Here is a 24,070-nt window from a genome sequence, read left to right as displayed (position 1 = left end):
GATTTTTCACCATGGCTTTCTTTCTCGAAACCTTACTCGGCGGCCTCATGGCGGGCATGCTGTATTCCCTGGTGGCGCTGGGCTTTGTGCTGATCTTCAAGGCGTCGGGCGTGTTCAACTTTGCGCAGGGCGCCATGGTGCTGTTTGCGGCGCTGGCCATGGCGCGCTTTGCGGAATGGATTCCGCTGTACCTCGGCATTGCCAACCCCATTGTTGCGAATGTGCTGGCCTTTGGTGGTGCGGGCGTAGTCATGTTTGTGGTGGCCTGGATCATCGAGCGCCTGGTGCTGCGCCACCTGGTGAACCAGGAGGGCACCACGCTCTTGATGGCCACCCTGGGCATCACCTACTTCATGGAAGGCCTGGGCCAGACCTTGTTCGGCAGCAGCATCTACAAGATCGACATCGGCATGCCCAAAGACCCGGTGATGATTCTGGAGAGCACGTTTGAAGGCGGCATCCTGATCAACAAAGAAGACCTTTACGCCGCGCTGATCGCCGCCGCCCTGGTGGCGCTGCTGAGCGTGTTCTTCCAGAAAACCGCCACCGGCCGTGCGCTGCGCGCCGTGGCCGACGACCACCAGGCCGCGCAATCCATCGGCATTCCGCTGAACCGCATCTGGGTCATCGTCTGGTGCGTGGCCGGCGTGGTGGCGCTGGTGGCCGGGATGATCTGGGGCAGCAAGCTGGGTGTGCAGTTTTCGCTGACCACGGTGGCGCTGCGCGCGCTGCCGGTCGTCATCCTGGGTGGCCTCACTTCCGTGCCCGGCGCCATTGTGGGCGGGCTGATTATTGGGGTGGGCGAGAAGCTGTCCGAGGTCTACCTGGGCCCGTTTGTGGGTGGCGGCATCGAGATCTGGTTTGCCTATGTATTGGCGCTGGGCTTCTTGCTGATCCGGCCGCAGGGCCTCTTCGGCGAAAAAATCATCGACCGCGTTTGAGCCCATCACAACGATAAGAGACAACCATGTTCTACAGAGAAAACGGCCAATTCAAAACCACCTACCGCGCGGACCAGCAGATCCTGCCCATCGCGCAAGACCGCCGGTTCATGCTGGCGCTGCTGCTGGTGGCGTTTGTGGCAGTGCCCATGGGGGCCAGCGACTACCTATTCCGCGCCATCCTGATTCCCTTCTTGATCTTCTCGCTGGCGGCGGTGGGTGTGAACATTTTGGTGGGCTTCTGCGGGCAAATTTCACTGGGCTCGGGCGCCTTCATGGCGGTGGGGGCCTACGCGGCCTACAACTTCTTTGTGCGCATTGAGGGCATGCCGCTGCTGGTGGCGCTGCTGCTGGGCGGTGTGAGTTCCATGCTGTTTGGTATGGTGTTTGGCCTGCCCAGCTTGCGGGTCAAGGGTCTGTACCTGGCGGTGGCCACGCTGGCAGCGCAGTTTTTTGCGGACTGGATGTTTTTGCGCGTCCAGTGGTTTACCAACAACTCGCCCTCGGGCTCGGTGTCGGTGTCCAACTTGCAGGTGTTTGGCCTTTCGCTGGAAAGCCCGGTGGCCAAGTACCTGTTTTGTCTCTCGCTCTTGGCCGTCATCGCGTTGTTGGCCAAAAACCTGGTGCGCGGCGCCGTGGGCCGGGAGTGGATGGCGATTCGTGACATGGACGTCGCGGCGGCCGTCATTGGCATCCGCCCCATGTACGCCAAGCTGAGCGCGTTTGCGGTCAGCTCCTTCATCGTGGGCGTGGCCGGTGCCTTGTGGGGCTTTATTTACCTGGGTGCCTGGGAGCCTGCGGCCTTCTCGGTAGACCAGTCGTTCAAGCTGCTGTTCATGGTCATCATCGGCGGCATGGGTTCCATCATGGGCAGCTTCTTTGGCGCGGCCTTTATCGTGGTGCTGCCCATCTTCCTGAGCCAATTCCTGCCTGCGCTGGCAGGTAGCGTGGGCATCAATATTTCCACTGCCGGTGTCTCGCATGCCGAGCTCATGGTGTTTGGCGGGCTCATTGTCTGGTTCCTCATCGTGGAGCCGCATGGCCTGGCCAAGCTCTGGTCCATCGGTAAACAAAAATTGCGTTTGTGGCCCTTCCCCCATTGAGTGGGGTGGGTCAGGTTCCGTGTTTTCCCCGTGCTTCAACAACTTAATTACAGGAGAGACAAATGAAGCTTTCTAAACTTGTACTTGCAAGCGCCATGGTGGCCGCCGGTGCCTCTGTCTTGCTGGCGGGCAACGCCCAGGCCCAGTCCAAAGAGCAGTTCATCCCCGTGCTGTCGTACCGCACCGGGCCCTACGCCCCCAACGGTGTGCCATGGGCCAACGGTTATGTGGACTACCTGAAGCTGGTGAACGCCCGCGGCGGCGTCAACGGCGTGAAGCTGTCCTTTGAAGAATGCGAAACCGGTTACGACACGGCGCGTAGCGTGGAGTGCTACGAACGTCTGAAGAGCAAGGGTGCCTCTTTTGTGCAGCCTTTGTCCACCGGCGCCACCTTTGCCATTACCGAGAAAGCCCCCGCCGACAAGATCTCGGTGGTGACTGTGGGCTACGGCCGCAGCGAGAGCGCGGACGGTTCGGTGTTCAAGTGGAACTTCCCCATCGCGGGTACCTACTGGGTGGCTGCCGACGCCATCATGCAGGCCATCGCCAAAAAGGAAGGCGGCTTTGACAAGCTCAAGGGCAAGAAGATCTCGCTGGTCTACCACGACAGCCCGTTTGGTAAAGAGCCTATTCCGCTGCTGCAAGAGCGCGCGGCCATGCACGGCTTCACGCTCACGCTGCTGCCCGTGACGGCACCTGGTGTGGAGCAAAAGGCCACCTGGCTGCAGGTGCGCCAGAACCGGCCTGATTACGTGGTGTTGTGGGGCTGGGGCATTATGAACAGCACCGCCATCAAGGAAGCGCAAGCCACCGGCTACCCGCGCGAAAAGATGTACGGCGTGTGGTGGGCCGGTGCTGAGCCGGACGTGAAAGACGTGGCTGAAGGTGCCAAGGGCTACAACGCAGTGACCATGCAGCACGGCGCCGAGCCGCAGTCCAAGCTGGTCAAGGACGTGATGGCCATGGTGCATGACAAGGGCCAGGGCACTGGACCCAAAGAAGAAGTGGGCCAGGTGCTGTACATGCGCGGTGCCATGAGCGCCATGCTGGGCGTGGAAGGCATCCGCGCGGCCCAAGAGCGCTATGGCAAGGGCAAGGTCATGACCGGCGAACAAGTGCGCTGGGGTCTGGAAAACCTGAACCTCACCCAGCCCAAGCTGGATGCCCTGGGCTTCGCTGGCGTGATGCGACCCATCAGCACTTCCTGTGCGGACCATATGGGCGCCTCGTGGGCCCGCATCCACACCTGGGATGGCAGTAAGTGGCAGTTCACCTCGGATTGGCTGCAGGCCGATGAGCAAATCTTGAAACCGCTGGTGAAGACCACGGCTGCCAAGTACGCCACCGAGAAAAAACTGACACCGCGCACTCCCGCAGATTGCCAGAGCTAAATAGATTGGCGGCCCGCAAGGGCTGCCAATCGACAGGCTTGTGCTGCAGGCCTGTCGATTGGTAAAGGCAAACCTATGGAACCCAAAAACATTGTTCTCAACGTGAATGGCATCGAGGTCATTTACAACCACGTCATTCTGGTGCTCAAGGGCGTGTCACTGCAGGTCCCGGAGGGTGGTATCGTGGCCATCCTGGGGGGCAACGGCGCGGGCAAGACCACCACTTTGCGGGCCGTGTCCAACCTGTTGGCCGGTGAGCGCGGTGCGGTGACCAAGGGCAGTATCGAATTGCGTGGCGAGCGCATCGAGAACCTGAGCCCTGCCGACCTGGTGCAGCGCGGCGTGGTGCAGGTGATGGAGGGGCGGCACTGCTTTGCCCACTTGACGATTGAAGAAAACCTGCTTACCGGTGGCTACACGCGCAAGAGCAAGGCCGAGGTGGCGGCGAACCTGGAGAAGGTTTACGCCTACTTCCCGCGTCTTAAGACCCGACGCACTTCGCAGGCGGCGTACACCTCGGGCGGCGAGCAGCAGATGTGCGCCATCGGCCGCGCACTCATGGCCAACCCCAGCATGGTGTTGTTGGACGAACCGTCCATGGGCCTGGCGCCGCAAATCGTTGAGGAAGTGTTCGAGATCGTGAAGGACCTCAACACGAAGGAGCGCGTGACCTTTTTACTGGCCGAGCAAAACACCAACATGGCGCTCAAGTACGCAGACTACGGCTACATCATGGAGAGCGGCCGCGTGGTGATGGACGGCGCCGCCGAAGACCTGCGTACCAATGAGGACGTGAAGGAGTTCTACCTGGGCGTGGGCGGCGGCGAGCGCAAGAGCTTCAAGGACGTGAAGAGCTACAAGCGCCGCAAGCGCTGGTTGGCTTGAGGAGGACTGCCATGACCACGACCTACGACATCCTGGAAACCCGTTCTCCCGACGCCCGCGAGGCCGCGCTCATGGCGGCCTTGCCGGGGCAGGTGGCCTATGCCCAGCGCCAGGCGCCGGCCTTTGCCCGGATTCTGGACGGCGTGGACGCCACCCAGGTGGTGGACCGCGCCGCGCTGGCCAAGCTGCCAGTCACGCGCAAGTCCGAGTTGCAGGCGCTGCAGCAGGCTGCGCGTGCCGAGGGCGGCAGCGTGTTTGGTGGCTTTAGCGCGCTGGGGTTTGGTGCGGCTATGCCGCGCGTGTTTGCCAGTCCGGGCCCCATCTACGAGCCCGAGGGCACCGGCCGGGACTACTGGCGCATGGCGCGCGCCATTTTTGCGGCGGGCTTTCGGCCCGGTGAACTGATCCATAACAGCTTCAGCTACCACTTTGTGCCGGCGGGCTCGATGATGGAAACCGGTGCCCATGCGCTGGGCTGCACGGTGTTTCCCGGTGGCACGGGCCAGACCGAGCAACAGGTGCAGGCCATGCGCGAGCTGCAGCCCGCGGGCTACATCGGCACGCCCAGTTTTCTCAAGATCATTCTGGAAAAGGCTGCTGAGATGGGCGTGACCATTCCCAGCGTGACCAAGGCCATGTTTGGTGGCGAGGCGTTTCCGCCATCTTTGCGCGACTGGTTCTCTGACCGTGGTGTGGACGGCTACCAGTGCTACGCCACAGCCGATCTGGGGCTGATTGCCTACGAGACCACGGCCCGTGAGGGCCTGGTGTTGGACGAGGGCGTGGTTGTCGAAATCGTGCGCCCCGGTACGGGCGACCCGGTGGCCGAGGGTGAGGTGGGAGAGGTGGTAGTGACCACGCTGAGCGCCGGCTACCCGCTGGTGCGCTTTGGCACGGGGGATCTGTCCGCCGTGCTGGCGGGGCCTTGCCCTACAGGCCGCACCAATACGCGCATCAAGGGCTGGATGGGGCGAGCCGACCAGACCACCAAGGTGCGCGGCATGTTTGTGCACCCCAAGCAAGTGGACGCGATTGCCAAGCGCTTCCCCGAGGTGGGCCGCGTGCGTTTGGTGGTGAGTGGCGAGATGGCCAACGACGCCATGACGCTGCTGGTGGAGGTGGCGGGCCAGCCCGACGGTTTGGCCGGTCGCGTGGGCGAGGCCATCCGCGATGTCACCAAGCTGCGCGGCGACGTGCAGCTGGTGGTGCCGGGCGCACTGCCCAACGATGGCAAGGTGATTGAGGACGCGCGCAGCTACCGTTAAAAATCTGGGGGCTAAGTAGTTTCCTTCATGCTTGGTCCCCAAAGCCGGGCTAGACTTTGTAATCTTTAACTGGAGCTTGACCATGAAAAAACTACTTGTCGTTGCTGCGGCCGCCTTGGCTGTGTGCGCCCATGCACAGACCTACCCCTCCAAGCCCATCACCATCGTGGTGCCGTTTGCCGCTGGTGGCCCCACCGACCGCGTGGCCCGTGACCTGGCCGAGGCGCTGCGCAAGCCCTTGGGCGGCGTGAGCATCATTGTGGACAACTCGGCCGGTGCTGGTAGCTCGATTGGCTCCAACAAGGTGGCCAAGGCCGCTCCAGACGGTTACACCCTGCTGCTCAACCACATTGCCATGGCCACCATGCCCACGCTGGTGCGCAACATGCCGTTCAAAGTGGACAGCGATTTTGAATACCTGGGCCTGATCAACGAAGTGCCCATGACCCTGATTGGCCGGCCTGACCACCCAGCCAAGAACTTCAAGGATCTGACCGGCTGGATTGCTCAGAACAAGGGCAAAATCAACCTGGGCAACGCAGGCATTGGCTCCGCCTCGCACCTGTGCGGCCTGTTGTTCCAGAATGCGGTGGCCACCGACATGACCACGGTGCCCTACAAAGGCACCGCGCCGGCCATGACCGATTTGATTGGCGGCCAGATCGACCTGATGTGTGATCAGACTACCAACACCACGCAGCAGATTGAAGGCAAGAAGGTTGTTGCCTACGCGGTGACCACGCCCAAGCGCTTGACCACTCCTGCGCTGAAGGACCTCCCCACGTTGCAGGAGTCTGGCTTGAAGGGCTTTGAGGTCACCATCTGGCACGGCCTGTACGCGCCCGCTGGTACGCCCGCCGATGTGCTGACCAAGGTGAATGCGGCCCTGAAGGTGGCGCTGAAGGATGCCGACTTTTTGAAGAAGGAAGAGGGGTTGGGCGCTGTGGTGGTGACTGACAAGCGCGTGGAACCGGCCGAACACAAGAAGTTTGTGGCCGCAGAAATCGCCAAGTGGAGCCCCATCATCAAGGCTGCGGGCGTCTACGCGGACTGATTCCGCTTTCTAGGCCACCTCGAATCGTCTGGCGGACTCAGGTTCCCCAGACGATTTCTTTTTGGGCCTTCTGGCTGCGCTGCAGCATGTCCAGCAGCGGCGTGGCGCGCTGGCGCAGCGATACGCCGGCCGGGGCGTGGGTGTCTTCGCCACGGTCCTGGGCCTCCAGCGCGGTTTGGGCGCGTTGGGCTTCTTCGGTGGCGATGGCGGCCTCCAGCGCGGCTTTGGCGGCGGGCATGTCCTCGGGCAGCAAGATGCCCTTGGCCGGTGCGCCTTCCTCGAACTTGCCCCAGATCTGCAGAATCTGGCGGCCATTGGGTTCCAGCATGATCACGTCGCTGGTGGCTTTGGATTTGAACTTGTAGAGCATGGTGTGGGTACCGTGGTTTTATGATGCAATGAACAGCGAACCCCAACAGCATACCGACCCCGAGGAGTACCACCGTGGCAGACCTTCATATCGTTCGTGAACACGCACTGGGCCTGGCCGCAGCACGCAAGATTGCCTTCACCTGGGCGGAGCAGGTGGAAGAGGAGTTCGGAATGGATTGCACTTATGCCGAAGGCAAGACCGAGGACGAGGTGGGCTTCAAGCGTTCGGGCGTGAACGGCACGCTGCAGGTGACCGCCGACCGCTTTGAGTTGAACGCCAAGCTAGGCTTTTTGCTGGGCGCGTTCAAGGACAAGATCGAGGCCGAGATCGTCAAGAACCTGGACCAGCTGCTGGCCCCCACAGCTGCCAAGGCCAAAGCCCCGGCGAAAAAAAAGTAGCGTAAAACGCTACTTTTTTGATAGCTGCTCGCGCAGCGTTCACGGAGGCTGGAGGCTGATTTAGCTCAAAGACTCGATGAGGTCGATGTACTGCTGCATCGCGTCGGCATTGGCCGTGCCCTTGAAGCCGTTCCAGGCATCCCACTTGGCGCGGCCCACCATGTCGGCAAAGCCGGGCTTCTTCTCGGTGTTGTCGCCAGTGGTGGCTTGCTTGTAGAGCGCGTAGATCTTCAGCAGGGTGCCGTTGTCAGGGCGCTCGCTCAGGTTTTTGGAATTGGCTACAGCGGCTTCGAAAGTGGCTTGCAGGTCGGCCATGGTGTTCTCCATTGATGGTTACCCGCGTATCTTACGGTGCGTTTTCACTGCAGAATAGGCAAGCACCCCCAACCCCGTTTAGCCCGGAGATTTCATGGTCACCAGAGTTCTTGCCAAAGATGTTGCCCAAAAGGCCAAACGCCAGACCCAAAAGGCTGCGCGCGTGGTGCAAAAGAATGTGACCGATGCCGTGATCGGCACGCTGGGCCTGCAGGGCGAGCGCATGAGCAAGGTGGACACCGCCTGGCTGCGCATGGATTCGGCCTCCAACCTGATGATGATCCTGGGCGTGTGGGTGATCCACCCCAAGCTGAAGTACGAAGACCTGGCCCAGCGCATTGAAGAGCGCCTGTTGAAGTACCCGCGCTTTGTGCAGTGCGCGGTGGAAGACGCTGCCGGCGCCACCTGGGTGAAGGACACCGCGTTTGATCTGCGCAACCATCTGGTGCGCGAGACCCTGCCCAAGAAGCCCAAGGGCCGCGAGCAGGAAGCCCTGCAGGACCGTCTGGCGCAGCTGACCATGGAGCCATTGAGCCGGCACCGCCCGCTGTGGCAGTTCCATCTGGTGGAGGATTACAAGGGTGGCTCGGCGCTGATGGTGCGCATCCATCACTGCATTGCCGACGGCATTGCGCTGATCTCCGTCACTCAGTCGTTGGTGGACGGTGGTGCACCCCCGCCCGTGCGCAAGCCGCGCGAGGCCCATGCCGACGGCATGGAAGGTGCTGAGGCCTGGATTGCCGACGCACTGCTCAAGCCGCTGACCAATATGACGGTGAAGGCGCTGGGCGCAGCTGGCGAGGGTGCTGCACGCTCCATGGGGCTGCTGATGGAGCCGCAGAAAGGCATGGAGCAGGGCATGCACTCGTCGGTAGACGCGGCCAAGATGGCCTACCAGGTGGTGACCGACCTGGCCTCGCTGGCGCTGATGCCCGATGACTCGCCCACCCGCCTCAAGGGCACACCCGGCAGTTCCAAGCGCGTGGCCTGGTGCCCGCCGATCCCGCTGGAAGAGGTGAAGGCGGTGGGCAAGGCGCTGAACTGTTCCATCAACGATGTGCTGTTGAGCTGCGTGGCAGGCGCCTTGGGCGAGTACCTCAAGGAACATGGTGATGCGGTGGCCGGCAAGGAAATACGCGCCATGGTGCCGGTGAACCTGCGGCCCATGGAAAACGCCTACAAGCTAGGCAACCAGTTTGGCCTGGCGCCGTTGGTGCTGCCGGTGGGCATGGACAACCCGGTGGAACGCGTCTACGAGGTACGCAGCCGCATGCGCGGGCTCAAGGGCAGCATGCAGCCGCTCTTGGCGTTCGGCTTGCTGGCCGTAGCGGGCTTGCTGATCAAGCCCGCGCAGGACGCACTGCTGAACCTGTTTTCCAAAAAGACCACGGCCGTGATGACCAATGTGCCGGGCCCGCGCGAGAAGCTCAAGATCTGCGGCTCCACCATTGAGGAAACGCTGTTCTGGGTGCCCCAGAGTGGTTCCGTGGGGCTGGGCGTGTCCATCCTGAGCTATGGCGGTGGTGTGCAGTTTGGGGTGGTGTCGGATTCCACGCTGTGCCCGGACCCGCAAAAAATCATCGACCAGTTTGAACCCGAGTTTGCCAAGCTGTCGATGCTCACCCTGATGCTGCCCTGGGGCGAGTAAGCCCAGGCCGAAGCCGACTGCCGCTCAGGCGGTGAGTTCGGCTTTGACCAGTTCCACGCCCAAGTGGCCCATGGCGTCCAGCGGGGCGATGGCGGCAGCCTTTTCGTAGAGCCGGTGGGCTTCTGCTTGCTTGGCATCGCCCTCCAGCATGACCAGGGCCTTGGCGTATTCCGTTAGTGCAATGGCCGAATGCGGCAAGCGCTCCAGACCCTGGGCAAACAGGGCCAGGCTGGTGTCTTTCTTGGCACCGTAGGTCATGCTGCCAATCAACGGCCCCACCTTGTCAATGACTTCCGCATGGAAAGTGCCCAGCGCAATGCAGGCATCGGCGTGTGCGGGCTGCAGGGCAATGGCGGCTTCCAGCGAGGCCTTGACCTTGCCGCCCAGGCCCTGGGCCAGCGCTTTGGCCACGCTGACGCCCTGGGTGTAGCGGCCCAGTGCGTAGCCATGCAAGTAGTGGGCATTGGCGTGCTGAGGTTGCGCGGCCGCATGGGCGGCAGTGCGTTGGGCAATGTCCCAGAACAGCTCTTGTCGCACTTTCTCGCGGGGCTCCAGGTAGTCGGCGTGGATGAGGCGGGCTTTGTTGGCCACGGTCAGGCCCTCGGGGCCCAACTGCTCGCCCGCTTCAGCCGCCGCCTCGAACTCGCCCCGGTGAAACAGCACCCAGGCGGCCAGCACACGCGGGTCTTCCGGCAGGGGTTCCCGGTTCCCCGCGTGCAGGCGGTTCCACTGCGCCGCCACGGTGGCAGCGTCAAACGGGTAGCTGGCGGTGTGGGGAAAGGGCGTCCAGGCGGGCATGGTGGGGCCTTCAGGGGCTGGTGTAGGCACCGGCCAGGTGGAGCAGGTGGGTGCGCTGCTGGGTTTCCAGGTAGGGCACCAGCAGGTTGAGCACATGATGGGCACCGCGCATCAGCGCCGCCTGAGCACTGGCGGGCTCCAGCGCGTTGCGTGGGTCACGCACGTATTCAAAGCTCAGCCAGTAAGTTAGCACCACCACCATGCTGGTGGCGGTGGGCTCCATCTCACGCGAGTCCATGCGCAGCGCGCCGGAGCGCGCCATGCTTTCCAGCAGGGCGCGGATGGAGCGGGTCTTGTTCTTCAGCACGCTCTGGAAATGGGTTTCCAGGCGGCGGTTTTTACTCAGTAGGTCGTTCAGGTCGCGGTACAAAAAACGGTACTGCCAGATCAGCTCGAACAGCGTGTGCATGAAGAACCAGGCGTCCTCCACATCACGGGCGTTGTCGCTGGCATTGAGCACCTCATTGAGCGAGCGCTCGTAGCGGTCAAACAGCGAGTTGATCAGTTCGTCCTTGGCCGGGTAGTGGTAGTACAGGTTGCCGGGGCTGATGCCGAGTTCGGCCGAGATCAACGTGGTGGAGACATTGGGTTCGCCAAACCGGTTGAATAGCTCCAGCGTGACTTCCAGAATGCGTTCGGCGGTGCGGCGGGGGGCTTTTTTGACCATCGGGTGCCTTCAGTGCAGGGCTTGGGTGGCGGGTTGGGCCACGAGGGCGCCCAGGTCATTCATGATTTCCTGCAGGCTGGCAATGGCCCGGCCCAGCTCGGTGGGTGGTTTTTGCGGGAGGCACAGGTGGCGCTTGGGGTCGTCCAGCACATCATGCTTCAGCGTGATGCCGTGGCGCGCCAGCTTGGTCGATAGGCCGGTCTTGCGCGAGCGAAGCATTTGCCGGGTCTGCTGGTAGGCGTGTTCGGCCAGATGCCGACGCTGCGCGTAGCTGAAGGTGTTGGCCAGATACAGCTCGGGGTCGCGGTGGTCGGGCTCTATCCACACAATGTCGGTGTTGGGGTAGGCGTGCGCGTAGTGCTTCATGCCCAGTTCCATGCGCGAGTGGATCATGGAGCGGAAGGTTTGGCTCAGCACGGCGGGCAGGCCGCCGTCCACGATGCGTGGGATCTTGCGCTTTTCTTGCGGCATGCCGCGTTGCATGAGCCTGTCGAACTGCGGCGCTGTGGCGTTGAAGGGCACCAGGGGGTTCAGGCAAATCATCAGGTCCACACCATCGTCCAGCGCCACCGAGGCGTGCATGGTTTTCTTCAGCGCACCGTCCACGTAGTACTGGTCGTCGATCTCAACGGGTGGGAACAGGCCCGGCAGTGCTGAGCTGGCCTGCACGGCGCGCGAGATGGGGACGTGGTCAAAGCCCGGGCGGCCAAACGGGGCGGCTTCGGCGCTGTCCAGGTTGGTGGCGACCAGCGTGAGCTTGGTTTTGAGTTCGCGAAAGTCGTTGGTGCGGCCGGGTTGGCTGAACAGGCGGGCCAACTGCGTGTCTACCTGCTGGTTGGAGAAGATACCGGTAGGCAGGCCGGGGCCCATGTCTTCCAGCGCCCGCAACAACGATGTCCTACCGCTGAGCACGCGCCAAGCCGCCCGCAGCGCCAAGCCCGGCAGGGTGATGCCACGGCGCGCAAACTCACTGTACGCGGGCTCCATGAGCCAAGAGGGGTCGAAAGTCTCGGAGGGCGTGCCGTCGTTTTCGATAAACGATGCGCACATCTCGCGTGGAGTCATGCCGTTGGCCAGGGCGGCCACGATGAAGCCACCGGCCGAAACACCCACATAGTGGTCAAGCTGGTTGAAGTCCAGACCGTCCAGCGATTCTTCCAGCGCGCACATGGCGCCCACTTCGTAAATGGCCCCCAGTGGGCCCCCGCCCGCCAATGCCAGCGCAATTTTGGGAGGGGTCTTTTTTCGAACGGTCATAGTCTCAAAGTGTAGATGCCGGGGTGCCCGCTTTTTGTTGCAATGCAGCAGGGTGTCGCGGGCGCAAAAAAGGGCGCCGGGGCGCCCTTTTCCAAGAGTGGAGAAGCCGCATCCAGCTTAGGCTGCGGGTGCGTCCACCACGGGGAGTTCTGTCGCTTTGCTGGCAGGGGCATCGCGCTTGACGGAGGCCTTTTTGGCAGGGGCAGCGGTTTTCTTGGCTGGGGTCTTCACAGCCTTCTTCGCGGGCGCGGGTGCCGCTTTCTTGGTGACTGGTTTTTTGACGGCCTTGGCAACAGGGGCCTTGGCTGCAGCGGGTGCCTTGGTCGATAGCTTTTGCACGGCCTTGTTCAGGTCGTCGATGCGGGTAATCAGGGCGCTCACGTCTTTGGCAGACGGCACACCCAGCTTGTTCAGGGCCTTGGCCACGCGTTCTTCAAAGATGTTTTCCAGCTTGTCCCACTGGCCAGAGGCCTTGCTGGAAATGTCGGTGGCCATGGTGGACATCTTGGCAGTGGCTTCGGAAATCTTCTCTTCGGCAGCGGCCTGGGTCTTGCGCTGGATGCTCACGCCTTCCTTGACCAGGGATTCAAATGCCTTGCTGCCTTCAGCTTGTGCGCGGGTGAAAGCACCCAGGCCGGCTTGCCAGATCTGCTGGGCAGAGTCTTTGACCGAACCCGACAGGTGGATGCCTGCGGCTTTGGTGGGTTGTTTCTTTTGCAGTTTTTTGACCATGATGGGCTCCTGAGGGAATGGTGGGCGGGGCGTTTGCTCCGATAAGTGGAGCAAGCCGTGCAGGCCCGACTCTAAGGCCTGTTGGCCTTGGTTTGTAGATGGGCACCACTAACGGCGTACACGGGCTGCAATCACAATCGCCATTCGCAGATTTTGTTGCGGGTTTACGATGAATGGAACGCCCCGCAAAGTCGGTCAGAATGCCTTGATTCTTTGGAGTGTGTATGCAGTACTTTGTTACCGGAGCCACGGGCTTTATCGGCAAGCGCCTTGTCAAGAAACTGCTGGAGCGCAAAGGCGCGGTGGTGCACTTTCTGATTCGCAAAGAGAGTGCAGGCAAGGTAGATGATCTGCGACAGTTTTGGGGCCTGAAAGACGCCAAGAGCGCAGCCCGTGCCGTGCCGGTCTTTGGCGACCTGACCTCCAAGAAGCTGGGTGTGGCCGGGGATGCGGTCAAGGCACTGAAGGGCCAAGTCGACCATTTCTATCACCTGGCCGCGGTGTACGACCTGGGCGCCGACGAGGAAAGCCAGATCGCCGTCAACATTGAGGGCACGCGCAACACCATCGATTTTGCCAAGGCGATTGACGCCGGGCATTTCCACCATGTGTCGTCGATTGCTGCAGCCGGCTTGTACGAAGGCGTGTTTCGTGAGGACATGTTTGAAGAGGCCGAGAACTACGACCACCCCTACTTCATGACCAAGCACGAGAGCGAAAAGATCGTGCGCAAGGACTGCAAGGTGCCCTGGTCGGTGTACCGCCCTGCCATGGTGGTGGGCGACAGCCAGACCGGCGAGATGGACAAGATCGACGGCCCGTACTACTTTTTCAAGCTGATCCAGCGCATGCGCCAACTGCTACCGCCCTGGATGCCGGCCATCGGCCTGGAAGGCGGACGCATCAACATCGTGCCGGTGGATTTTGTGGTGGATGCGCTGGATGTCATCAGCCACAAGGCCGACATCACCAAGAAGTGCTACCACTTGGTGGATCCGGTGGGCTACCGTGTGGGCGACGTGCTGGACATTTTCAGCAAGGCAGCGCATGCGCCCAAGATGAATGTGTTTGTGAATGCGGCGCTGCTGGGCTTCATTCCGCGCAGCGTGACCAAGAGCCTGATGGCGCTGGCGCCGGTGCGCCGCGTGCGCAACGCGGTCATGAAGGACCTGGGCCTGCCTGAGGACATGTTTACCTTTGTGAACTATCCCACGCGCTTTGATTGCCGGGACACCTTGGCCATGCTCAAGGGCAGTGGCGTGGAATGCCCCAACCTCAAAGACTACGCATGGCGCCTGTGGGATTACTGGGAACGCCACCTCGATCCCGATCTGCACATCGACCGCAGCCTGCGCGGTACCGTGGGCGGCAAGGTGGTGTTGATCACCGGCGGCTCTTCAGGCATTGGTTTGGCTGCGGCGCACAAGTTTGCCGAGGCGGGTGCCACCACCATCATTTGCGGCCGCGATGTCGACAAGCTGGAAGAAGCCTGCAAGGAAGCGAAGGCCAAAGGCTATAACTTTGTTGCCTACCCGGCTGACATCGCTGACATGGCCGATTGCGACCGCTTCGTGCAGGTGCTGATCGATAACCACGGTGGTGTGGACTTCCTGATCAACAACGCTGGCCGCTCGATCCGCCGTGCCATCGAGTCCAGCTACGACCGCTTCCACGACTACGAGCGCACCATGCAGTTGAATTACTTTGGCTGCCTGCGCGTGACGATGGGCTTGTTGCCCGGCATGGTGGCAAAGAAGAAGGGTCATGTGGTCAACATCAGCTCCATTGGCGTGCTGACCAATGCCCCGCGCTTCAGCGCCTATGTGGCGTCTAAAGCTGCTCTGGACGCCTGGACGCGCTGCGCGTCCAGCGAATTTGCGGACCAGGGCATCAGCTTTACCACCATCAACATGCCGTTGGTGCGTACGCCCATGATTGCCCCCACTGGCATCTACAACAATGTGCCCACGCTGTCACCCGAGCAAGCCGCAGACATGGTGGCCGACGCCTGCATCAGCAAGCCTGTACGCATCGCTACGCGCCTGGGTATCACCGGCCAGGTGTTGCATGCCCTGGTGCCCCGCATCGCCCAGATTGCGATGAACACGAGCTTCCGCATGTTCCCTGATTCATCAGCTGCCAAGGGGGCCAAGCCCGGGGAGAAGCAGAAGTTGTCGCCGGAGGCGATTGCCATGCAGCAGATGATGCGGGGGATACATTTCTAGGCATCCTTTTTAGGCGGCGAGGTTTGAGCGCATTGGCTTTGCCATGGTACGATGCGTTCAACTGATGAACACGCCGTTAGCCGAAGAGGATGCGCACTGGAAAGTGCTTTGCCTGCTGGAAACCAACCCCGAGTTGAGTCAGCGGGAGTTGGCGTTGGCACTTGGTGTTAGTCTGGGTAAAACCAATTATTGTGTGCGTGCCCTTTTGGACAAGGGCTTGCTCAAGATGCAAAGTTTTCAGAACAGCAAACAAAAGCTGGCGTATTTGTATGTCCTGACACCTGCAGGTATCAAGAAAAAGGCCGCATTAACGGGCCTGTTCCTTGCGCGCAAAATCAAAGAATACGAGCTGCTTCGCAAAGAAATTGAAATGCTGCAGGAGCAGACCAAGGCTATTCTGGATTGAAGAATCACCAGGCAATCTGACATGACCCACTTCACTGTACTTAATCTGCCCACTTTCTCGGAACCCCGTGGCTCCTTGACCGTGCTAGAGAGCGCGTTGCCATTCGCAGTGGTGCGAACTTACTGGATTTATGGAGCGGATGGACAGACCCGTGGAGGGCACCGGCACCGGTACACGCGACAGGCATTGGTGGCCTTGAACGGGAAAGTCACCATACACATGAACGATGGCATAACCAACGAAGATGTCGTGCTGAATCAACCCAGTCAGTGTTTGCTGGTGGAGCCCAAGGATTGGCACACTATGAAATTTGAAGAGGGATCGGTGCTATTGGTCATGTCGTCCCACCCCTATGACCGTAGCGAATACATAGACACCCCGTATGAGTGAACTGCAAGTCATTGAATACGAGAGCCTGGGGCGTTCCAACGCACAGTTCGTGGATGAGTTGGAGGCCGCAGCCTCGCGGGTCATTCGCAGCGGTTGGTATGTGTTGGGGCAAGAGGTCAGCGCCTTTGAGGCTGAGTTTGCGCAATACGTAGGTGCCAAGCACTGCATTGGTGTTGCCAATGGGCTTGATGCACTTATTCTGTCCATCGAAGCGCTGGATTTGCCCAAAGGCAGTGACATTCTGGTCGCGTCTAATACCTACATTGCAACCATTATTGCTATTGTGCGTGCGCGGCACAAGCCGGTTCTGGTGGAGCCGGAGCTGGCTACATTCAACATGGACCCCGCGCGGCTATCTGATGTCATGACGTCTAATACCCGTGCGATCTGTGTCACCCATATGTTTGGAAAGCCCTGTCGCATGGATGCCATTGGTGCGTTTGCGAAAGAGCATGGACTTCGACTGATAGAGGATTGCGCGCAATCGCACGGTGCAAAATTGGGCGATCAGATGACAGGCACCTTTGGTGATGCTGGTTGTTTCAGCTTTTATCCCACCAAAAATCTAGGAGCCATTGGCGATGCGGGTGCAGTAGTCACCAACGATGATGGACTTGCCGACAGGCTGCACCATATCCGCAACTATGGTTCCAAACAAAAATACGTCAACCGATATGCAGGGATAAATTCCCGTCTGGACGAAATACAGGCCGCCATGTTGAGAGTCAAGCTTCGGCACTTGGATGGTATAACAGTGCACAAGCGTGCACTCGCCGAGGCATACTTCACTGAATTGCCTAGTTGGGTAAAGCGGCCAGTTGTCCGTCCGGACGAGTTCGACGTGTTTCATATTTTTGGTATTCAGCACGAACAGCGGGATGACTTGAGGCAGCATTTGCTCGTAAACGGGATCAAGACCGAGGTGCACTACCCTATTCCACCGCACAAGCAGGATGCACTGAAAAATATAATTTCTGGCGAGTACCCGATAGCGGATGAGTTGCATAAAACGGAGCTTAGTTTGCCGATTTCCGTGGGAACTACGTTCGGCGAAGTTCGCCGTGTGTGTAGGGCGATACAGGCATTTTGTGTCCGTACAAATCGATAATATTGATGTGATTGGCGGCGCTTCTACGCTCATCCATTTCGGAAGGTATTGATGAAGGTATTAGTCACTGGCTCTGCGGGATTTATCGGATCTAGCCTCGTTGCGCGCTTGTTGGAGCGTGGAGACGTGGTCATAGGTATTGATAATCACAATGACTACTATGATCCAGCCCTCAAAGAGGCGCGACTCTCACGGTATGCAAGTCATTCGAATTACATACATCTACGCATTGACCTAGCCGACCGTCAAGCGATAGAGAATATCTTTGCTAAACATAAGCCACAACGAGTGGTAAATCTCGCTGCTCAAGCGGGTGTGCGCTACTCGATTGAGAATCCGCTCGCCTATATCGATAGCAACATAGTCGGCTTTACGCATATCCTTGAAGGTTGTCGCCGGCATGGCGTGGAACACCTTGTGTACGCAAGCAGTTCGAGTGTCTATGGCGCTAACACGACGATGCCTTTCTCGGTGCATCACAACGTAGATCATCCGCTTTCACTCTATGCCGCCAGCAAAAAGAGTAACGAGTTGATGGCGCATGCCTATAGCCATTTGTACGGATTGCCGACTACTGGCTTGCGCTTTTTTACCGTATACGGTCCATGGGGGCGGCCGGACATGGCGCTATTCAAGTTCACTAAAGCAATTCTCGCGGGAGAGAAAATCTCGGTGTTCAATCACGGGAAGCACAGGCGGGATTTTACTTATGTCGACGATATCGTGGAAGGAATCATGCGCGTTCTGGATCGTCCCGCGTTTTCGAATCTGGCGTGGAGTGGCGCGCAACCTGATCCCGGTAGCAGCAGTGCACCGTGGCGTATCTATAACATCGGCAATAACAATCCGATAGAGCTGTTGCACTATATTGAAGAATTGGAAAAAGCCTTGGGCAAGAAGGCGGAAATGGAGTTGCTCCCACTACAACCAGGCGACGTACCTGACACTAGTGCCGATGTGACAGATCTCGTCGAGCAATTCCACTACAAGCCCGTTACGTCTATCGAGCACGGGATCACTAAATTCGTTGATTGGTATCGGGAATATTTCCAATGTTGAGCCGGGAGACTACCGTTGCGATCGTAGGTCTTGGCTATGTTGGTTTGCCATTGGCTGTTGAATTCGGTAAAAAATATAAGACTATTGGATACGATTCGTCCGAGGGGAAGGTTCTCGCTTGTCGTGAGCACAGAGATCCAAGTGGAGAATTGAGTGCCGCGGATCTTCGAGCCGCGACGCTGCTCGAGGTGACTGCCGACCCGCACCGTCTGGCCGAGGCTGACTTTGTGATTGTCGCGGTGCCGACACCGGTCGACGCCGCACACATTCCAGACTTTTCCCCCCTTGTGGGTGCGAGTACAGTAATTGGTCGGCACATTAGGGCGGGTGTTACTGTTGTATATGAGTCAACCGTCTTCCCGGGGGCTACCGAAGAGGTGTGCATCCCCGTACTCGAAAAAGAGTCGGGTTTCAAATGGTTGAAGGATTTTCATGTCGGCTACAGCCCCGAGCGCGTCAACCCTGGCGATAAGGATAGGACGATTACAAAGATCGTCAAGGTGGTCGCTGGCGACGACGAGGCTACCCTCCAGCGTGTTGGGGACCTTTACGAATCGATCATTACTGCTGGTGTGCACCGCGCCAGTTCCATCAAGGTGGCAGAAGCGGCTAAAGTTATTGAAAATACTCAACGTGATTTAAACATTGCCTTGATGAACGAGTTGTCAATCATCTTTGACAAGCTCAACATCGACACTCTTGAGGTTCTAAGCGCGGCTGGCACAAAATGGAATTTTCTGCCCTTTCGCCCGGGACTAGTTGGTGGCCATTGTATTGGTGTCGACCCTTACTACCTTACGCACAAAGCCGAGATGCTTGGCTATAACCCACAGGTTATTCTCGCGGGTCGGCGCATCAACGATGGTATGGCTGCCTATGTAGCGCAGCAAACAGTCAAGCAGATGAGTGCTGCGGGGGGCTCTATCAAGGGTGCAAAGGTCATCGTATTGGGGCTCGCATTTAAAGAAAATTGTTTGGATATTCGGAACTCCAAGGTCGCAGATCTTGTGCGAGAACTTGAGGATTACGGTTGCGAGGTCATTGTGCATGACCCCATTGCTATTCCTGCGGAGGCTCAGCATGAGTACGGCATTACGCTAACTCCTTGGGAATCTTTGCCGATAGGTGACGCTCTCGTTGTCGCCGTATCGCATCGCCAATATCTGCAAATGGATCTTGATGACCTTCTCGAGAAGTTGAAACCCACTGGTGTATTTGTTGACGTCAAATCAAATTTTTCGCAGCGAATCCTTTCTGAAAAAGGATTGCGTGTCTGGCGTTTGTGACAATGGATGTTACTCAGTCGCTTGTTGTCGCGAGGCTTCTTCGGCAGAGTTATTTTTGCCAACTTTCGTCAGTTATGGGGTGAATGAAACTCTCAAGATTTACAAGGCGTCTGGAAAAATGGCGATTTGTGCCGTCGATAGGTTGAGGCTGAAACAACCAATTAGAAAAAATATGCAAGGTATTTCACTATGTGCGGTATAGCTGGAGCGCTGATCAAGAGCCATGGGCAGGCCCCACGCGAAGTCGCGGAGCGCATGGTGGCCGCGATCAAGCATCGGGGCCCCGATGGCCGTACCTTTCTTGAGCACGGTGATCTGGCGGTTGGCATGTGCCGTCTGTCGATCAACGACCTTGAGGGCGGCACGCAGCCGCTCTATAATAAGTCCGGGTCTGTCGCCGTTTTTTACAATGGTGAGATCTACAACTATCGCGAATTGCGTCGCGAGCTCGAAGCGAGCGGCGTACAGTTCCGCACCCATTGCGATGGCGAAGTTATCGGCCATCTCTACGACATTCATGGCGAGAAGTTGTTCGAGCGTCTCGACGGTATGTTCGCCATTGCCCTGCTGGATAGGCGTAGCGACAAGCTGATTCTGGCGCGCGACATTCCGGGTGAGAAGCCGTTGTATTACTACGAGGGGACAGGCGGCGATCTTGCTTTTGCCTCCGAGCTACCGGCATTGAGGCACTTCCCTGGCATCGACCTCAGTCTCAGTCGTCAGGCCTTGTGGGACATGCCCACCTTCCTGTGGGTGCCAGAGCCGGCCACCGTTTATGAAAAGGTGCGGACCCTGCCACGTTCGCACTATATGGTGGTCGAGAAAGGCAGTGTTTCCGTCCATCCCTATGCAAATCGTTTCACCGATATCGCTGAAACACTGGACACACCAGAGGCCTTGGTTGCCGAAGTGCGGCGTGTGGTAGAGAAGTCGATCAAGTCGCGCCTGCTGTCGGATGTACCGGTGGGTAGCTTCCTCAGCGGCGGACTGGACAGCTCCATCGTCGCGACTATCGCCGCGCGCGAGAAGGGGCACATTGACACCTTCAGCATCGGCTTCGAAGCACTGGCCGATCCGTATCACGGCATGGCCGACGAATCGGAGCAGGCCGCCGAGACCGCACGCCTGATCAAGAGCACGCATCACGCCATCCATGTCACGGGCAAAGACTTTCTTGACGAACTCGATACCTTTATCGCGCACGCAGGTCAGCCGTATGCAGTGTCATCCGGGCTTGGCATCCTTGCGATTGCCAAAGCGGCACGTGCTGCCGGCATCAAGGTATTGCTCTCGGGCGATGGCGCTGACGAGTGTTTCGGCGGCTATTCTTGGTACGCGCATCTCGAAGCCATGGAGCGCGCCAATGCGACTGGTCGTGCAGGCTTCGGTTCCATGCAGAACGTCGGCCAGAGTCTGGAAACGAGGCTGGGCGAAATCAAGGCAGGCAACACAGCGGAACGCGCCTGGGGCTGGCATTTCTATGCGCACGAATCCGAAAAGGCCCGCCTGTTTGCCAGCGATTTCCAGAGCGGTCTGCAAACGTCGCTGCGGCATTTCAATGCAGACGGAAAACAGTGGCGCACCATCGACTATATCGCACAAGACCGCAATTTCTATTTTCCGAACGAAATGCTGCCCAAGGTGGACCGCATGACGATGGCCTATTGCGTCGAGGGCCGTGTGCCTTTCGCTGCGCCAGAGGTGTTGTCTCTCGCAGCGCGCCTGAATCTGGATCAGATGGTATCGAAGACAGGTGTGTTGAAATGGGCGTTGCGTCAGGCCTTCTCCGATGTGCTGCCCGCGCACGTGCTGGCGCGACCCAAGCACGGTTTCAACGTGCCCATCGATCACTGGCTCAGAAACGACTGGGCTCATCTGGTCGACGAGACGTTCGCCGAAGGATCCGCTTTGCGCAAGCACGGCTTCGTTGGCGCGAAGTCGCACGCTGTTGCGCTTGAAATGATCAACAATCAGTCCCGCCTCAGCGGGCATGCGATATTTTCCTTAATCATGATGAATAGGTGGCTTGAAAATCATGCGCGCTGAAATAATTTCCGAGATCGGCCAGAATCACAATGGCGACATGAAGCTGGCGAAGGACCTGATCCGCGCCTCCAAGGATTGCGGTGCAGATGTGGCCAAGTTCCAGTTGTATGACTCACGGGCGCTCTTCCCCAAGGAAAACAATCCCTGGTACGACTACAACTGCACGACAGAACTGTCGCGTGCCCGGATTGATGAGCTGGCCAACGAATGCGCCAAGCTGGGTATCGAATTCATGGCCTCTGTCTTCGACGTCGAGCGCGTCGACTGGCTCGAAGCTGTGGGTGTGAAGCGTTATAAGATCGCTTCTCGCTCGGTGCGCGAGACAGCCTTGATCGAACGCTTGGTAGCGACCGGAAAGCCGCTGATCGTTTCTCTTGGTATGTGGGGCGAGAAGGAATTTCCCGTTATCAAGAGCAAGGCGCCGGTGGACTTCCTCTACTGCATCTCTAAGTATCCGACACCGTTCAGCGATCTGAAGCTGAGCGAAGTCGACTTCAAGAAGCACGCCGGCTTCAGCGACCATTCGATCGGCATCAGTGGATCGCTGGCGGCCATCTCGCTCGGCGCCCGCATCATCGAAAAGCACTTCACCCTGGACAAGACCCTCTACGGCCCCGACCACTCCGGCAGCATGACGCCGGACGAACTGAAGGCCCTGTCTGCCTACGCTGCGGAAATCAGCGAGGCACTCTGAAATGAGCAAACCGCGCATTACGGTCTACATTCCTTCGCACAACTACGGCCGCTTCCTCAGTGAAGCGATCGAAAGCGTGCTGCGGCAGTCCGTCACCGACTGGGAGCTGTTCGTCATCGACGACGGCTCCACGGACGATACGGCGGCGGTGATGAAGCTGTATGAAGCGCATCCGACGATCCGGCTGTTCTCGACCGGCGGCATCGGCCTCACGGCAGTGTGCAATCTGGCGCTGTCGCATGCCCAGGGCGACTACATCGTGCGCCTCGACGGCGACGACGTCTTTGATGAAAACATTCTGCTCGTGCTGGGTCATGTCCTTGAGAGCAACCCGGAAATGGCCCTAGTCTTTCCTGACTACTACATGGTTGACCCGTTCGGCGAAGTCTATTCGACCGAACGCCGCAAGAAGCTCTATACCGACAACCATACCTTCGACACACCGCCGCATGGCGCCTGCACCATGATCCGCGTGTCGGTGCTTAAGGAGGTGGGCGGTTATCGCGAAGACTTGAAGGCACAGGACGGTTTCGATCTATGGTCCAAGATTTTCGAGCGTTACAAGTCGACCAACGTCAATCTGCCGCTGTTCTACTATCGCCAGCACGGCAACAATCTGACCACCAATTCGCAGCGCATTTTCAATGCGCGTCGCCAGATCAAGAAGGACTTTGTCCGAGACAAGCTCAAGGATCTGCTCCCCGTCATCGCCGTGATCCCTTGCCGCAGGAATTTCGATTTCGTCACGGATTTGTGGAACGAGAAGATGGGCGGCAAGACCCTGCTCGAGCGCGAGATCGAGGTGTGCTTGTCCTCTGACTTGTTTAACTACGTGGTTGTCGCCAGCGACAATCCTCTGACGGAAGAAACCGTCAAGAAGTTTTCCGATAAACGTCTGAGCTTCGCCTTGCGTGACTCGCAGAGCACCATACGCTCGGCCAGTATCGTGCCGACGCTGGAGTCGATTGCCAAAAAGTTTGATCCAGATCTCAACGGCATCACGGTCATCCGCTATCTGCAATCCCCCTTTGTAACGGTGGGCTCGATTGAAGAGTCCGTCGCCACGATGGTGATGAGCGGGGCCGATTCGTCCACTGCGGTGGAAGAGATCGTCAGCCAAGTCTTCCGCAGAACCCGTTACGGCATGGAGCCTGTCAATCCTCAAGGTGAGTTCCGTTCGGACTTTGATCTTCTCTATCGCGATCTGCTCAGCTGTGTCGCCACCTACAACCGAAACTTTCGCAGCGGTTCGCTTACAGGTCGCTCCATTGTTAGCTATGTGATGCCGCCGGCAGAGTGCTTGAATATCGACACTGAGCAGAAACTGCAGATTGCGCGTGTCGTCGCCGGAGGCGCCAGTTGAATCTGGGCAAGGTCGGCGTTATCGTCGCATCGCGTACCGGCTCCACGCGTCTGCCGGGCAAGGCTTTGTTGCCGCTGGGCGACCTGCCCATGGTGCTGTTTCTGCTGCGCAGGCTGCAACCACTGCGCAATGCCGTGTTGGTATTGGCGACCACTACGCTCGAATCGGATGACATCCTGGCCGACATGGTCAGCAGTTTCGGCGTACCGGTTTTTCGCGGCAGCCCCACAGATCTAGTGCAACGTTATTGCGACGCAGCTCGCCATTTCGGTTTCGATACCGTGGTGCGCATCACCGCAGATTGTCCTTTCGTCGATGCCGCATTGATCGAGTGGTGTCTGCAGCAAGCCGCTGCTTTGCCGGAATGGGATGTGGCCACCACCAAGGGGCAGTTCCCGGTCGGACTGGATGCGGAAATCTACCTAGCTGGATTGATGCAAAGCTTGAACGACTCCGCGCCCTTGTCGGCGGACGATCGCGAGCATCTGACGCTGCATCTGTACAACAACAATTACAGGGTGGCGCGCATCTCGCCGCCCGCGGATTGGGCTGCTTCGAGCAAGGTGTTCACGGTGGACACCCAGGCTGATTACGAACTGGCCCAGGACTTGGTCGCGTCTTTCAAGGGCGCGGATTTCAGTGTCAAAGAACTTCTGTTGCGGTGAT

Annotated in this window: 24 protein-coding genes; 18 read left to right on the top strand and 6 right to left on the bottom strand. The window is 59.0% G+C overall.

The window, feature by feature from the left end; all coding sequences use genetic code 11:
• Nucleotides 1–11: 11 nt before the first annotated feature.
• From J2X15_RS06745 to J2X15_RS06720, 6 genes are all read left to right on the top strand, one after another.
• Nucleotides 12–941 carry a branched-chain amino acid ABC transporter permease gene (locus J2X15_RS06745; RefSeq protein ID WP_310340652.1) on the top strand — a complete coding sequence of 310 codons (930 nt, stop codon included), beginning with the start codon at nucleotides 12–14 and terminating at the stop codon, nucleotides 939–941.
• Nucleotides 942–967: 26 nt separating this feature from the next.
• Nucleotides 968–2,044: a branched-chain amino acid ABC transporter permease gene (locus tag J2X15_RS06740; protein WP_310340650.1), complete on the top strand. Its 1,077-nt coding sequence runs from the start codon at nucleotides 968–970 to the stop codon at nucleotides 2,042–2,044.
• Between the two features lie 62 nt (nucleotides 2,045–2,106).
• Entirely contained in the window at nucleotides 2,107–3,435 is a 1,329-nt protein-coding gene (locus J2X15_RS06735) for an ABC transporter substrate-binding protein (protein WP_310340648.1), read from the top strand.
• A 75-nt stretch (nucleotides 3,436–3,510) separates the two neighbouring features.
• A complete protein-coding gene (locus J2X15_RS06730; RefSeq protein ID WP_310340644.1) occupies nucleotides 3,511–4,320 on the top strand; it encodes an ABC transporter ATP-binding protein in 810 nt (269 codons plus the stop codon).
• 11 nt (nucleotides 4,321–4,331) lie between these two features.
• Nucleotides 4,332–5,585, top strand: coding sequence for a phenylacetate--CoA ligase family protein (locus J2X15_RS06725; RefSeq protein ID WP_310340640.1), 1,254 nt, complete (start codon nucleotides 4,332–4,334; stop codon nucleotides 5,583–5,585).
• Nucleotides 5,586–5,667: 82 nt separating this feature from the next.
• Nucleotides 5,668–6,639, top strand: a complete 972-nt coding sequence (locus tag J2X15_RS06720; protein WP_310340637.1) for a tripartite tricarboxylate transporter substrate-binding protein — start codon at nucleotides 5,668–5,670, stop codon at nucleotides 6,637–6,639.
• Between the two features lie 37 nt (nucleotides 6,640–6,676).
• Here the strand turns inward: J2X15_RS06720 and J2X15_RS06715 are convergent, their stop codons facing one another.
• Nucleotides 6,677–7,009, bottom strand: coding sequence for a DUF1840 domain-containing protein (locus J2X15_RS06715; protein WP_310340635.1), 333 nt, complete (start codon nucleotides 7,007–7,009; stop codon nucleotides 6,677–6,679).
• 74 nt (nucleotides 7,010–7,083) lie between these two features.
• Here J2X15_RS06715 and J2X15_RS06710 point away from each other — a divergent pair, with 74 nt between their 5' ends.
• Nucleotides 7,084–7,410 (top strand): polyhydroxyalkanoic acid system family protein, encoded by a 327-nt coding sequence (locus tag J2X15_RS06710; RefSeq protein ID WP_310340633.1) that lies wholly within the window; start codon nucleotides 7,084–7,086, stop codon nucleotides 7,408–7,410.
• Nucleotides 7,411–7,470: 60 nt separating this feature from the next.
• Here J2X15_RS06710 and J2X15_RS06705 read toward each other — a convergent pair whose 3' ends face one another.
• Nucleotides 7,471–7,725 carry an acyl-CoA-binding protein gene (locus J2X15_RS06705; RefSeq protein WP_310340629.1) on the bottom strand — a complete coding sequence of 85 codons (255 nt, stop codon included), beginning with the start codon at nucleotides 7,723–7,725 and terminating at the stop codon, nucleotides 7,471–7,473.
• Nucleotides 7,726–7,819: 94 nt separating this feature from the next.
• Between J2X15_RS06705 and J2X15_RS06700 the strand changes: the two genes are divergently transcribed.
• Nucleotides 7,820–9,373 carry a wax ester/triacylglycerol synthase family O-acyltransferase gene (locus J2X15_RS06700; protein ID WP_310340627.1) on the top strand — a complete coding sequence of 518 codons (1,554 nt, stop codon included), beginning with the start codon at nucleotides 7,820–7,822 and terminating at the stop codon, nucleotides 9,371–9,373.
• Nucleotides 9,374–9,397: 24 nt separating this feature from the next.
• Here the strand turns inward: J2X15_RS06700 and J2X15_RS06695 are convergent, their stop codons facing one another.
• The 4 genes from J2X15_RS06695 to J2X15_RS06680 form a co-directional block, all read right to left on the bottom strand.
• Nucleotides 9,398–10,171 (bottom strand): hypothetical protein, encoded by a 774-nt coding sequence (locus J2X15_RS06695; RefSeq protein WP_310340624.1) that lies wholly within the window; start codon nucleotides 10,169–10,171, stop codon nucleotides 9,398–9,400.
• Between the two features lie 10 nt (nucleotides 10,172–10,181).
• A complete protein-coding gene (locus J2X15_RS06690) occupies nucleotides 10,182–10,838 on the bottom strand; it encodes a TetR/AcrR family transcriptional regulator (RefSeq protein WP_310340622.1) in 657 nt (218 codons plus the stop codon).
• 9 nt (nucleotides 10,839–10,847) lie between these two features.
• Nucleotides 10,848–12,095 (bottom strand): patatin-like phospholipase family protein, encoded by a 1,248-nt coding sequence (locus tag J2X15_RS06685; RefSeq protein ID WP_310340619.1) that lies wholly within the window; start codon nucleotides 12,093–12,095, stop codon nucleotides 10,848–10,850.
• Nucleotides 12,096–12,212: 117 nt separating this feature from the next.
• Nucleotides 12,213–12,827, bottom strand: a complete 615-nt coding sequence (locus J2X15_RS06680) for a phasin family protein (protein WP_310340615.1) — start codon at nucleotides 12,825–12,827, stop codon at nucleotides 12,213–12,215.
• Nucleotides 12,828–13,051: 224 nt separating this feature from the next.
• Here J2X15_RS06680 and J2X15_RS06675 point away from each other — a divergent pair, with 224 nt between their 5' ends.
• The 10 genes from J2X15_RS06675 to J2X15_RS06630 all read left to right on the top strand — a co-directional run bounded on the left by J2X15_RS06675 (nucleotide 13,052) and on the right by J2X15_RS06630 (nucleotide 24,069).
• Nucleotides 13,052–15,052, top strand: a complete 2,001-nt coding sequence (locus J2X15_RS06675; RefSeq protein ID WP_310340612.1) for an SDR family oxidoreductase — start codon at nucleotides 13,052–13,054, stop codon at nucleotides 15,050–15,052.
• A gap of 64 nt (nucleotides 15,053–15,116) precedes the next feature.
• Nucleotides 15,117–15,458, top strand: a complete 342-nt coding sequence (locus tag J2X15_RS06670; protein ID WP_310340610.1) for a MarR family EPS-associated transcriptional regulator — start codon at nucleotides 15,117–15,119, stop codon at nucleotides 15,456–15,458.
• Nucleotides 15,459–15,479: 21 nt separating this feature from the next.
• The gene (locus J2X15_RS06665; RefSeq protein ID WP_310340606.1) at nucleotides 15,480–15,848 is read left to right on the top strand and encodes a sugar 3,4-ketoisomerase; all 369 of its coding nucleotides are present in this window, start codon (nucleotides 15,480–15,482) and stop codon (nucleotides 15,846–15,848) included.
• Nucleotides 15,841–16,956 carry a DegT/DnrJ/EryC1/StrS family aminotransferase gene (locus J2X15_RS06660; RefSeq protein WP_310340604.1) on the top strand — a complete coding sequence of 372 codons (1,116 nt, stop codon included), beginning with the start codon at nucleotides 15,841–15,843 and terminating at the stop codon, nucleotides 16,954–16,956. The genes J2X15_RS06665 and J2X15_RS06660 overlap by 8 nt, the downstream gene beginning before the upstream one ends.
• A gap of 51 nt (nucleotides 16,957–17,007) precedes the next feature.
• Complete coding sequence (locus J2X15_RS06655) at nucleotides 17,008–18,015, top strand: NAD-dependent epimerase (protein WP_310340602.1); 1,008 nt, start codon at nucleotides 17,008–17,010, stop codon at nucleotides 18,013–18,015.
• Nucleotides 18,009–19,301 carry a nucleotide sugar dehydrogenase gene (locus J2X15_RS06650; RefSeq protein ID WP_310340599.1) on the top strand — a complete coding sequence of 431 codons (1,293 nt, stop codon included), beginning with the start codon at nucleotides 18,009–18,011 and terminating at the stop codon, nucleotides 19,299–19,301. Before J2X15_RS06655 ends, J2X15_RS06650 begins: the two co-directional genes overlap by 7 nt.
• 189 nt (nucleotides 19,302–19,490) lie before the next feature.
• Nucleotides 19,491–21,347 carry an asparagine synthase (glutamine-hydrolyzing) gene (asnB, locus tag J2X15_RS06645; protein WP_310340596.1) on the top strand — a complete coding sequence of 619 codons (1,857 nt, stop codon included), beginning with the start codon at nucleotides 19,491–19,493 and terminating at the stop codon, nucleotides 21,345–21,347.
• Nucleotides 21,337–22,041, top strand: coding sequence for an N-acetylneuraminate synthase family protein (locus J2X15_RS06640; protein ID WP_310341235.1), 705 nt, complete (start codon nucleotides 21,337–21,339; stop codon nucleotides 22,039–22,041). Before asnB ends, J2X15_RS06640 begins: the two co-directional genes overlap by 11 nt.
• A gap of 1 nt (nucleotide 22,042) precedes the next feature.
• Nucleotides 22,043–23,404: a glycosyltransferase gene (locus J2X15_RS06635; RefSeq protein WP_310340594.1), complete on the top strand. Its 1,362-nt coding sequence runs from the start codon at nucleotides 22,043–22,045 to the stop codon at nucleotides 23,402–23,404.
• Nucleotides 23,401–24,069 carry a cytidylyltransferase domain-containing protein gene (locus J2X15_RS06630; RefSeq protein ID WP_310340591.1) on the top strand — a complete coding sequence of 223 codons (669 nt, stop codon included), beginning with the start codon at nucleotides 23,401–23,403 and terminating at the stop codon, nucleotides 24,067–24,069. Before J2X15_RS06635 ends, J2X15_RS06630 begins: the two co-directional genes overlap by 4 nt.
• Nucleotide 24,070 lies beyond the last annotated feature (1 nt).

This window comes from Rhodoferax saidenbachensis (assembly GCF_031457975.1).
GTDB lineage: Bacteria > Pseudomonadota > Gammaproteobacteria > Burkholderiales > Burkholderiaceae_C > Allorhodoferax > Allorhodoferax saidenbachensis_A.
This window is presented reverse-complemented; position numbering and strand designations above follow the sequence as displayed.